The organism is Flavobacterium sp. ZB4R12 (assembly GCF_048276375.1).
GTDB classification, from domain to species: Bacteria; Bacteroidota; Bacteroidia; order Flavobacteriales; family Flavobacteriaceae; genus Flavobacterium; species Flavobacterium gawalongense.
Genome location: NZ_JBLNKS010000001.1, coordinates 23,371 through 36,320, shown reverse-complemented (window position 1 = coordinate 36,320; position 12,950 = coordinate 23,371). Strand labels below are relative to the sequence as shown.

The following is a 12,950-nucleotide window of genomic DNA, read 5'->3' as shown; positions in this document are numbered from 1 at the left end:
CAGAAAATATCTAATTCTCTCAAAGAACAAACAATGAATAGATTTTTGACATTAATTTTTGTATTGCTATTTCCCGTTCTCCTTTTTGGACAAAATAATTTTGACTCGTTGTTGGATCAATTGGACAAAACGGTGAATAATTATCAGGCCTATTCAAATAAAAAAGAGAATGAAATAAATAAACTCAAAGGACTGCTGAAATATACTTCTACTGATCTTCAAAAATATGCCATTTACGGAAAATTGTATGCTGAATATAAATCGTATCAGTCCGACTCGGCATTGATTTACGCAAGAAGGAGTTTTCAAATAGCCGAAAAATTAAATGATGTCGGAAAGCTAAATGACGCCCGATTAAACCTGGCTTCCATAATGGGAACATTAGGAATGTATAAGGAAGCGACCGATATACTTAATAAAATCAACATCAATACAACTCCCGACCTAAAAGGATATTATTTTACTGTAAATAGTGTGGTTTATGGATATATGTCTGATTATGCAGCTTCACTTCAGGAAAAAGAAAAGTATGTCTTAGTAACCAAGAAGTACCGTGATTCGTCATTAAATTTCTACAAACCGCAATCAAGTGCTTATATTATGGCTAAATCCAGTAGGCTTATTGACGCTGGAAAACTCAATGAGACGCTTCATTTATTGCTAAATTATTTTCCTAATATTGCTCCTAATAGCCCTGATAGAGCTGTTATTGCCTATATTATTTCGCAGGCGTATCGCGCAAAAAAAGATTCTAAGCAGGAGAAAAAATGGTTGACAATTTCTGCTATTTCTGATTTGCAGTTGGCCAAAAAGGAATATATTTCGTTGCGTTCTTTGGCTTTTCTGATGTATGAAGAAGGCGACATAGACCGGGCTTATAAATATATAAAGCGTTCACTGGAAGATGCTCTTTTTTGCAATGCCCGTTTAAGGACTTATGAAATATCTAAGATGCTGCCCATTATCAACGAGGCGTATCAAAAACAAAATGAAACCAACCGACTCCAATTAATTCTGTTTTTGATAAGTGCCAGTATATTATCAGTGTTTTTGTTGGCGGTGTTATTTTTGCTTTTTAAGCAAATGAAGAAATTGTCCAAAGCAAAACAGGATTTAAGTTTGGCCAACACCAAGCTTTCGGAACTAAATACTGAATTAAATACTTTCAATGAAAAATTGAATGAGACCAATTATACGCTGACCGAAGCAAACCTTTTAAAAGAAATATACATTGGCCGTTATATGGACCAGTGTTCAGACTATATCGGCAAGTTAGACGAATACCGCCGAAAATTGAATGTAATGGCTACGACAGGAAAAATGAACGACCTGATAAGTGCCGTAAAATCGAAACAGTTTATCGAAAATGAGCTCAAAGAGTTTTATACTAATTTCGACAAAACGTTCTTACAACTCTTTCCTAATTTCATACAAGAATTCAGAGCTTTATTGATTGATGATGAAGTAACACAATTGAAGGAAGGCGAACTGCTTAATACAGAATTAAGAATCTTTGCACTCATTCGTTTGGGCATCAAGGATAGTGCAAAAATTTCAATATTCCTTCGGTATTCGGTATCCACCATTTACAATTACCGTTCACAACTCAAAAACAAAGCAGCGGGTCCACGTGAGGAATTTGAAGCAAAAGTAATGCGGATAGGAACCAATTTAAAATAGAAAAATTCTATTTTTCAAGGAGGTCTTCAGGGTTAAAACAATCTTGAAGGCCTTTTTTTTATTATAAATCTACCACTTTTTTTTAAACAATAAATTTACATAATACACAGTTATACAGTATATTGCATATTAAAAACAGAAATTCAATCTACTTTTTTATAATGATAAAAATATGTAGTGTATAAAGAGTTTACTTTTACTTTCTCGGAATTCGAAATTTGGATTAAAACTTTGGATTTTTCAATAAATCGATTTCGTGAAAATCGCATTCTATTACCAAACCTGAAAAATTAATTATTAAATTCTATTTAAAAAATGAAGCAATTTCTTTTTACAGCCTTACTTTGGCTAGCTTTTTTTAACACTGCAAATTCACAGCAGTTAAAATCACCCAATGAAAAATTTGTAATGGAGTTTTCATTACAAAATGACGGAACACCTAGTTACAGTTTAAATTACAAAGGCAAAGCAGTTGTAAAACCAAGTAAATTAGGTCTTGAGCTAAAAAATGATAAAAAGTCATTGTTAAATGATTTTACTGTTATTGATACTAAGACTGCAACATTTGATGAAACCTGGAAACCAGTTTGGGGAGAAGTTGCAACAATTCGCAATCATTATAACGAATTGGCAGTTACGTTGAATCAAAAAGGAACCGACAGACAGATTGTTATTCGTTTTCGTTTGTTTGACGATGGTCTTGGATTCCGTTATGAGTTTCCTTCGCAAAAAAACCTTACTTATTTTGTAATTAAAGAAGAAAGAACCCAATTTGCAATGACAGGTGATCATACTGCTTTTTGGATCCCTGGTGATTATGACACCCAAGAATATGATTATACTACCTCAAAATTGTCTGAAATTAGAGGCTTATCAGAAAAAGCAACTACTGCAAATGTTTCTCAAAAGTCTTTTTCTACAACAGGAGTTCAAACCTCGCTTATGCTAAAAACAGGTGATGGATTGTATATCAATTTACATGAAGCAGCATTAATCAATTATTCTTGTATGCATTTGAATCTGGATGATAAAAACATGGTATTCGAATCCTGGTTGACACCAGATGCCAAAGGGGACAAAGGATATATGCAGGCTCCTAGCCATTCACCTTGGCGTACGATAATCGTAAGTGATGATGCTCGCGAAATTCTGGCTTCAAAAATGACTTTAAATTTGAATGATCCTTGTAAAATTGAAGATACTTCATGGATAAAACCAGTTAAATATGTAGGTGTTTGGTGGGAAATGATTACTGGAAAAAGCTCATGGGCTTACACCGATGAATTCCCTACGGTACAACTTGGCGTTACTGATTTTGCAAAAGCAAAACCAAATGGCAAACATGGTGCAAATAACACTAATGTGAAGAAATATATTGATTTTGCATCCAAAAACGGTTTTGATGCTGTATTAGTAGAAGGTTGGAATGAAGGTTGGGAAGACTGGTTTGGACACTCAAAAGATTATGTTTTTGATTTTTTAACTCCTTACCCAGATTTTGATGTTAAAGGGTTACATGAATATGCAAAATCAAAAGGAGTTAAAATGATTATGCACCATGAAACTTCAGGTTCCGTTCGTAACTACGAGCGTCACATGGATAAAGCCTATCAGTTTATGAATGACAATGGTTATGATGCCGTGAAAAGTGGTTATGTAGGTGATATTTTGCCAAGAGGTGAAAACCATTACAGCCAATGGATTGTAAATCATTATCAATATGCAGTAGAAAAAGCAGCCGAGTATAAGATTATGGTCAATGCTCACGAGGCTATTCGTCCAACGGGTATTTGCAGAACCTATCCAAATTTAATTGGTAATGAAGCAGCAAGAGGAACAGAATATCAGTCTTTTGGAGGTTCTAAACCAAACCACGTAACGGTATTACCTTTTACACGTTTAGTGGGCGGACCTATGGATTATACTCCGGGTATTTTTGAAATGGATTTAAGCAAAATTAATCCTAGTAATAATTCGCATGTTAACAGTACATTGGCTAATCAGTTGGCTTTGTACGTAACCATGTACAGTCCGTTGCAAATGGCAGCAGATTTACCTGAAAATTATGACCGATTTGCTGATGCTTTCCAGTTTATTAAAGATGTGGCAGTGGATTGGACGGACAGTAAATACCTAGAAGCTGAACCAGGTCAATACGTTACTGTTGCCCGAAAAGCAAAAGTGACAAATAACTGGTTTATTGGTAATGTAAACGGAGAAAATTCTCGTACTTCAACTATCAAATTTGATTTCTTGGAAAAAGGGAAAAAATACATGGCCACCATTTATGCAGATGCTAAGGATGCACATTTTAAAACAAATCCACAAGCGTATACTATTCGTAAAATGGCGGTGACCAACAAATCAAAACTGGCGCAATTCAGTGCTCCAGGTGGAGGTTATGCTATTAGTGTAGTTGAAACCAAAAAATAATTAATTACAAAAGGCTGTCCGAAAAGACAGCCTTTTTGTTTTTTGAAAAAATAATTAATTGAGTTATATAATCCAGAAGTTCTCAAAGAGAAAACTCAATAATAAATGGCGTTTTTATTGAGCACCTATATTCTGAGGATGTATATAAACTACTCATAAAAATAAGTTTTTTCGGTTTTTAACATTCCTTTTTCTTGTGAAAGAGAATACGATATTGGATAATTTAAATTATTGTATTTGTATTTTCCATTTTCGCTAATGTGATTTGCTGAAGTAGATATAATGCTCAATTCATTATTATTAGATATCGATTGAAAATCAAACTCTTCTTCATGAAAAGAAACTATTGGCACAATAACTTTATAATTTTGACCAAATATATTTTTTATTATTAACAAATCAGCTGAATTTTTATCATCAAAGGTATAATCCTTTATTGATTTATCACCAAGCAATCCTTTGTGTCTAACAATATTATCTTTGGCATACACATACTCTATTTTATTAATAATTTGTTGATTTCTGTCTCTTGAAGAACGTCTGACAACGAGACCATTCTCAACAATATATTCAATGTCTTCAATTAAAATTTGGTGACTGTTACTTTTTTTAGTTATAGCTTTAGCCCTTGCCCCCTCATACGCTATACTAACTGTTTTAGTAACAAGTTCACCGCCTTCCTCGTATTTTTTAACAAACTTAACTAGTCGCTGTTGTCTGTCATAACTGTAGTTTACAACCTCTTTCCAGTTACTTCCTTCTCTTCCTTTGACGGTCATATCTAATAATCCCTGTAGATTATAAAAAAAACTTTGGGTAACTTCCGAGGTTTTAATCGACTGAAGTTTTCCTTCTTCAAATAAGATAGTTTTGTTTACAATTTCACCACTTTTTAAATTTCGGAAATTTGTTTTTACAATATTAATTTTTTTCAATTTAATTGAATTTTCCTGGACTTGACTTTGGGTCAAACATGGGAAGGCCACCATAAAAATGGCAATAATGTAGGTTTTCATATGGTATTTATATTGATTTGGGATTGCCAAAATACAAAAACCAATCAGAGCATAAAATTTTTACCGTTTGAAATTTACATTCTGAAACATTCAAATTGATAATCAATATATTACAAAAAAAATTTCGAATAATAGAACACTCCATTAAAAAGTGCCGAAATCAAATTTTAACAGACAGACTAAAAAATTTACTTATCCCCAAAAACCTGCACATCATCTACTTGAAAAGCGCCGTCCAACGCCATGTTTTTTCCGGAACCTGTATATTTGAAAGCTACATTTATTTTGCCTTTGTAAGAAGATAAATCTATCCCGCCGCTTCCTATAAATTGATACCAAGGGGTGGCTTGTTTTGGTAATTTCGCCAAAACCGGAATCCAAGTTGCGGTTGCAACATTCAATCCGTCAAAATTAGTGGAAAGATAAACTTCCAAAGAATTCAATTGGGAGTCCACATCTAAGTGATGTTGGGCAGTTCTGAAAGTCAAGACTTCATTGGTGTGCGAATCCATATCTATTTTTGGCGAAATCAACCAAGCAATATTGGACGCAACTTTTGTACCTGAAATATTGAATTCAGCATAACCGTTCCCTGAATACACTGTTCCTTTCCAGAAAAGTGTTCCTTTTTGAACACTATTTGCCCAACCCGGAAGGCTCAAGTTCGATTTATCAACCACGGTTTCAAAATCTTCAGAGAAAAAAGGAACTACTCTATTTCCTGTCATAACAACATCTTTTTCGGAGCGCGGTAATAGTTGATAATCGGTTCCATATTTTGTTAAAATCCCTCTTACTTTTCCGCTACCATTGGGAACTAAATTACTGGAAAAATCGGAAAAACTGCTGGTTCTAAAATACACTTGATTCCCCAATTTATCCATCAAACCCCAATTGGTTGCGCCACCTACATTATTCGTTTCCTCAAAATAATGACGACCAATAGCAGCAGCCGTAAACTGAACATCTGATAATTCGACCAACGTATTTAAATTAGAATCATTCAATAAATCTTCCATAGAAATTTTCTTTACAAGAAGTTCTTCTTTTACGGTTGTACAGGAAGCATTCAACACTTTTTTATAGTCATTTTGGGAAAGTCGGCCCACTCCGCCTTCATTGTAAGAATTGACAAAAATGTTTCCTATGCGCATGCCCCCAAACGAAATATCCGTGTATTGGTCTTTTAGTTTTACATACACTTTATTCCCCAATCTGTAATCAATATATAAGTTACTGGCGTCTACGGGAACACTGAACCCTATTGCAGGTGTTGTGGCTGTTGCCAAAGTTTGAAAAGAAATCGATTTGAAAAAATTCCCCGATTCATCACTAGAAACTACGTAAGCTTCTATGATATCGTCATACTTGTACTGCGTTACAATTGCATTCGCATTTTCCCGAACTTCGGCAACGGTTCGGTTTACAGTTAAATCTGGTTGCGTACAACTTAGTTTAGGAATGTCAACGGAATCATTTGCACAGCTTGTCAAAAGGATGGTGATTGCTATAGAAAAAAACAAGGAATTGAAAATTAGTTTCATAAAGGACTGTTTATTGTTAAAATGATTTTTCGGAAATCTGTTACTTAAATGACCTTACATTTCTTATGTGTTTAAACATTCCAGTTGTTTTTTGAACGATATAAGAGATTCAAGGTCATATAAATTTTAGAATATATTAATTGTTTGCGTTCAAAGCGTAATGCGTTTTTATCTAAAAATTGATTGCAAGATTGACGAAATAGGTTCTTCCATATCCGTAAAAATATTTATTCCCAAAGGATGGTGTTCCACTAGAAACATCCTGATTGCGTTGTCTGAAATTGGCATTTCTGGCTTGTTCGTAACCACCCGTTTTGTAAGTCGTATTAAGCACATTATTAATACTTGCAAAAAGTCCGACATTCTTCCCATATATTCTCCACGATTTCCCGCCCGTAATATTTAACAAAGTTGTGGGATCGAATTTTTCTTGTTGCAATAATTCCCTGCCTGTTTCTTCTGTAGCTTCAGGAAAGTTGAAACCACTCGCGGGGTTGGTGTAAAAATGATTAGTTCTGGCAATTGGAGAAACATCAATATAACTGTTTGCTAAATAATTGATATTAGCTCCAATCCACCAAAATTTTGGATCCCGATATTCAATTCCCATCGAATACGCTTGTTGCGGCATTCCTGCTTGTTTGTAATTTTTCAATAATGCCGTTCCAAAATCAAAAACAGGATTCGTATTTTCTATTGAAGCTTCCGCATCATTGGTGACCGTTAGATTTGGATTGCTATCATAGGTATATTTACCATAAGCAGCCGAAAAAGTAGTTTTCAACGTTGGATTTAGCTGATATTCCAAACTTAGTTCGGCACCTAAATTCTTCTTGTTCAAATGCGTCAACGTTTGGCTCACGAACGCACTTGTATTGTTGTACCCGGCACCATCATCAAAAATTCCTTCAGCATAAAAGAAAGAAGTTTGCGTTGCATTTTTTATCAATGTGTAATAAGCGGTAATTCGCGCTTTGAAAACTGGAGATCGATAGATATAACTGCCGTCCAGACTGCTGATGTTCTCGCTTTTTAAATCATCAACAATCCTATTATTTAATCGTGAATTGGGGAAAGTATTTCTGATTGTTGGGGCTTTTGTCAAATGCGCTCCGTTAAAAATCAACAATTGTCTTCCAGATATTTTATACGTTAGTCCGCCTTTAAAACCAAAATTTTCGAATGTTGCTTTCTCACTTTTCCCAAAGGAATTGGTTTCGTAAATCCCATTTCTGTACAATCCTTCTCTTTGATAATTGGTGCTTGAGAAACTTTGAGCCAGATAAAAATCGACTTTATTGTACGAGAATTTGAATTGAGTAAACGCATCAAGCGTATTGGCAACATAATTATAATTGTACCCGTATTCTTCACCAATAACCACTTGACGGTTTGGATTATTCAAGTCTGATTGCGATTGGTTTCCGTTATAAAACCCATCAATATCTTCAAAATAAGCACCGCCCAATAAATCCAAAAGCTTTTGATAATTGTGTGATTTCAGGTTTTTGAAAGAAGCTCCAGCCGTTAAACTGGTATTTTCGGTCAATTGTGTATTGAATGCAGAAGTCGCCACGATTGTTTTATCATCGGTTCGATCTTCATACAAAACATATTTGCTTTTGGCTGGTTCGTAACCAGAAATTGTTCCGTTTGCATCTACAATTGGGTTTTGATTGGCTTGGTACATCCCGTTCCAATCGATTTGCTGATTGACTAAAAACTGTTCTTTGCTTTTCTCCGCATTCTCTAAATCCGGTGTGAATTCTCCTGAAAATTCACCGTTATCTGAATCGTAATGCGAACTGTAATAACTTGGCAGTTTTCTATAATAGGTGGGATCCGGACTATTGGCATTTTGATAATCGATGTTGCTGTTTCCAATTTTTCCAAACTGATACATCAAGCTAGAATTTAAAGTTGTCTTGTCATTAACTTTAAAAAAATGATTCCCCATCAAAATGGGTTCTTCGATAGTTTTCATTCTCGAATTTCTCTTATTCCCATCTTGAAATCCCCAATAGGAATTGTATTTTCCGTTTGTCAATTGAGTAACTTCGGTGGTATTTGGGGAATTTTTGCCTCGGGAATTTGGAGTATAAAAAGCTGTAAAATTTATGGAATGATTCTCGTTCAGTTTTTTCTCCACACTTATAAATCCTGAATTGGCATCGTAATTCGTTCCTTCGAAATAGCCTTCTTGTGCCCATCGCTTTCCTGCCGAAACCACCAATGCCCAGCCTCGCGTATTCATTCCGGAAGCATAGGTTCCCATCATGCGCCAACTGTAATTGGTATTGGTCCCGGAAAATGAAATTCTGGTGCCGGGTCTATAAATGGAAGCTCGGGTATTGATTTCCTGAGTGCCCAATATTCCCCCAAAAGTATAATCGGAAGGAGCTGTTCCTACTGAAAATTCCTGATTACGCAGCGCATCGTTCAAGCCTCCCCAATCACCCCATTGTGGTCTGCCATCATATAATTTATTCATCGAAACGCCATTAATCATCATCGTGGAATGTTCGCTATCCAATCCCCGAATCCTAAAACGAGCCTGTCCCCAATTGAACGCCGCCGCTTGCTGAAAAGCATCTTTGGAGGATTGCAAAAGCCCCGAAGTGCTTTCGGAGCCGCTGTTGTCATCGCTTAAATCACTTTCGTATAGCGTTATTAAACTGGTTTGTTGTTCTGAAGTTTGGTCTTCTTCTAATAGTATCAGGTCTAAATCGAGTAGTTGTCCTGCTATGATTTCAACAGGAAATAATGCGTCCTTATACCCCTGACTGTGAAATAAAACCAGTTGGTTTCCTTGTGAAACATTATCAAATCTAAATTCCCCATCAACTGTTGTCAATTGCATTAAATTCGTATTTTGAATCGAAACAACAACATACGATACTGGTTGCTGTGTTTTGGAATCCATAACTTTTCCGAAAATCCCTGTTTCTTCTTGTGCAAAAGCAAAAGGTATTGAAACAAAAAAGAACAGAATAATGGTAATATTTTTCATAAGCGCATTATGTCTTTTAAAAGCGAATTGGAATACGCCAATGAATAAAGATTCTTTAGCCTATTTTCGTTTTAATCAGACACAGTCATTTAATCATCAATATTTTGGTTGAGTATTAATTTTTTGAATACAGCGCAGATTATCCCGAAATAGGATAAAGAATCGAAAATAATGGAAAAATGTTTTTGAAAATTGGGATTTGAGACCGAAAAAAATTCTGCTAAAAAAGCGTGGTATTTAGAATTATAGACAAACGACTGAATACTCTATTGCTTTGATTCTAATGCTAAAAATAAGAAAAAAACTATTACCTTGTTATTTTTAATAAACAAAATCTGATAATTTTAAAAATCGTCTGGTCTGAAAAATGTCCTAAGAAATTAAAAACGGGTTTAATAGCCCCGATGGGAGCAAGTATCCTTTTGTGCCGTCCCGAAGCTTCGGGCTGGCGCAAAAGATACTGTGTACAGCGGGTGATATGTTCTATAAAAACGGAATGTTATGCTCCTAAAAATTTATTCTATTGCCTTGATTTTGGTAACCATTAGTGCAATCAGAAATCCAAAAACACCAATGAAAGCAAATGAAAACCGCAAACTAGATATCTCAGCTATATAACCAATTATTGGTGGTCCCATTAAAAATCCGAGGAAACTTACACTCGAAACGATGGTTAAAGCTTCGCCCGGCGGAACGGTTGGGTTTTTTCCTGCTATACTGTAAAGTGTTGGGACAATCGTGGAAACACCTAAACCAACAAACATAAAGGCAATAGTCGAAGGAATAATATATGGGAAAAACACCGATGTAAATAGTCCAACTGAAATCATAATTCCGCTGATTTGTATTACCGGTTTTCTGCCAAATTTATGAATCAAACCATCGCCGAAAAATCGTCCTCCAGCCATCATAATCATAAACGAAGTGTATCCCAAAATCACTAATGGCCCAGGTGCTTTGATGACATCTTTGAAATAAACACCGCTCCAGTCGAACATGACACCTTCACTGGCCATGCAACAAAAACCAATTATACCAAGGAAAATTAAAGCACTATCTGGCTTAGTAAATAATTTTTTCTTTTCGGTTTGGATGGTTTCTTTGGCTTTTATTAAAAATTTGAAATTAAAACCAATCATCAAAAGCACAATTGAGGCAACGATTAAAAAGTGTTGATACGGAGTAAGTTCCAATGCTAACATTCCCAAACCTACCAGAGCACCCGTGAATCCTGCCAAACTCCACATGCCATGAAAAGACGACATTATGGTTTTCTTAAAAAGTTCTTCGGTATAAACGCCCTGAGTGTTTACGGATATGTTTGCCAAATTCCCAAATATTCCAAATACAAATAATCCCAGTGACAATTGCCAAGCCTGAGTGGCCAGTCCAAGATTAGTTAAACTAAAAACATAAAATAATAGAGAGAATATAAGGATGCGGTGACTGCCGAATTTGGTTACTAATTTTCCGGACAGAGGCATAATCACCAATTGTCCCATTGGTAAGGCAAATAGAATAGTTCCTAAATGACCATCACTTAAATGCAATGCTGTTTTAATATCCGGGATTCGGCTCGCCCAAGTGGCAAAACACAAACCCATACCAAAATAAAACATCGAAACTGCCCAACGAATTCTGTTCAAATAAGAAATCTTAGCGTCTTTATACGTTTTCTTATATTTTGCTTTGGTTCTGAACCTACCTATAAAATTTAAATCTATCAAGACAATTGGATTTTGAAATTTTGCTATTCAAAAATACAAAATCCAATCTTTCCATTTTAGTAAATACTTTATAAACCGAAAAATACATCGTTATTGTTTATAAATTAGGTTAAAAAAGCATTAGTATTTAGGATTTATTCACCACGAATTTCACAAATTTTACACGAATTTTTAGTTAGAAACTAAAGAAATTAGTGTTTTTCGTGTAATTCGTGGTAAGGATTTTAAAGGATAATCATAATGAACTATAAATCAATCACTTTCTTTTGGGCACTACTTTGAATCGCCGCTTCAATAATTTGCATGACATGAACTCCGTCCTGAGCAGTTACCGGCTCTGGTGTATCATTTGAAATAGAATTCCAAACCCCGTCAAAAAAATCATAATAATTGCCTTGAAGTGTTGGTACTTTGGCATTAAAAATGTCGTTCTTGATTTCAGTATGTAAAGTGCCTTCTTTACTCTTAGGCTCTTTTCCCCAAGTGTCTAAATTTGGTTTTTTTCCAAGTTTTAAATCGTCTTCCTGCACATCGCCACGCGGTTTTAGGAAAGAACCTTTTTTACCATGAATCATATAAGACGGAATGGCCTCCCTGACAAAAAATCCCGCTTTCAATCGGACACGGAAATCAGGATAATACAGCAAAATATCTATATAATCATCTACCAAAGAATGTTCTCGCGTGATTCTAATATCAGCAAAAACGGATTCAGGCAAACCAAATAAACACAATGCCTGATCAATTAAATGAGGTCCTAAATCCTTTAGAATTCCTGCGCCGGAATTGGCAGTTTCTTTGTGTGACTTTGGACTCAAAAGTGGATTGTAACGGTCAAAATGGAATTCGGCTTCCACGATTTCACCCAACACTTTATCTGAAATGATTTTCTGAACAGTTTTGAAATCGCTGTCCCATCTTCTATTTTGGAAAACGGCTAGTTTCACTCCTCTTTCTTTGGCCAAAGCGGCTAATTCCTGAGCTTGGGCAACGGTTGTGGTAAATGCCTTTTCGACAATAGCATGTTTTCCGGCCAGCAATACTTTTTTGGCATATTCATAATGCGTTTCCACTGGCGTATTCACTATAACCAAATCGACATCATCTTCGAGTAAGGCCTCCATTGTGGCATAACTTTTAACCGAAGGATAATCCTCCCGTATTAATTTTTTACTTCTTTCCCATGAACCAATCAGTTCAAATCCTGGGTGAAATGATATAAACGGAGCATGGAAAACTTTTCCAGACATTCCGTAGGAAAGTAAAGCGGTTCTTATTTTTTGCATCTGATATTTTTTAAGTCGAACACGAATTTATAACTTTTAATTTTAAATCTTACATGAACTTATATTTCTTATAGGATTAAACTTTGAAACATATAAGGAATATAAGTTCATTGAAGAAATGGTTCTCGATACTTTTTTGTTCCGTTTCACTGCTCAAAAAACTACCATTGACGTTTTTTCGAAACTAATATAAAACCTATCGTATGGACACAAATAGTAAAGGTTAAATTTGAACACGAATTCCACTAATTTTC

Annotated in this window: 7 protein-coding genes; 2 read left to right on the top strand and 5 right to left on the bottom strand. The window is 35.2% G+C overall.

Going from position 1 to position 12,950, the window contains the following annotated elements:
- Nucleotides 1-33 precede the first annotated feature (33 nt).
- Together ACNO7W_RS00135 and ACNO7W_RS00130 are read left to right on the top strand one after the other, a co-directional pair.
- Nucleotides 34-1,680 (top strand): DUF6377 domain-containing protein, encoded by a 1,647-nt coding sequence (locus tag ACNO7W_RS00135; RefSeq protein ID WP_417936542.1) that lies wholly within the window; start codon nucleotides 34-36, stop codon nucleotides 1,678-1,680.
- Between the two features lie 315 nt (nucleotides 1,681-1,995).
- Nucleotides 1,996-4,113 (top strand): glycoside hydrolase family 97 protein, encoded by a 2,118-nt coding sequence (locus tag ACNO7W_RS00130; protein WP_417936541.1) that lies wholly within the window; start codon nucleotides 1,996-1,998, stop codon nucleotides 4,111-4,113.
- 149 nt (nucleotides 4,114-4,262) lie between these two features.
- Here ACNO7W_RS00130 and ACNO7W_RS00125 read toward each other — a convergent pair whose 3' ends face one another.
- The 5 genes from ACNO7W_RS00125 to ACNO7W_RS00105 form a co-directional block, all read right to left on the bottom strand.
- Nucleotides 4,263-5,048, bottom strand: a complete 786-nt coding sequence (locus ACNO7W_RS00125; RefSeq protein WP_417936540.1) for a hypothetical protein — start codon at nucleotides 5,046-5,048, stop codon at nucleotides 4,263-4,265.
- 269 nt (nucleotides 5,049-5,317) lie between these two features.
- Entirely contained in the window at nucleotides 5,318-6,673 is a 1,356-nt protein-coding gene (locus ACNO7W_RS00120) for a DUF5689 domain-containing protein (RefSeq protein WP_417936539.1), read from the bottom strand.
- A gap of 172 nt (nucleotides 6,674-6,845) precedes the next feature.
- Nucleotides 6,846-9,683, bottom strand: coding sequence for a carboxypeptidase-like regulatory domain-containing protein (locus tag ACNO7W_RS00115; RefSeq protein ID WP_417936538.1), 2,838 nt, complete (start codon nucleotides 9,681-9,683; stop codon nucleotides 6,846-6,848).
- Nucleotides 9,684-10,198: 515 nt separating this feature from the next.
- Nucleotides 10,199-11,410, bottom strand: coding sequence for an MFS transporter (locus ACNO7W_RS00110; RefSeq protein WP_417936537.1), 1,212 nt, complete (start codon nucleotides 11,408-11,410; stop codon nucleotides 10,199-10,201).
- 245 nt (nucleotides 11,411-11,655) lie between these two features.
- Complete coding sequence (locus tag ACNO7W_RS00105; protein ID WP_417936536.1) at nucleotides 11,656-12,696, bottom strand: Gfo/Idh/MocA family oxidoreductase; 1,041 nt, start codon at nucleotides 12,694-12,696, stop codon at nucleotides 11,656-11,658.
- Nucleotides 12,697-12,950: the final 254 nt, after the last annotated feature.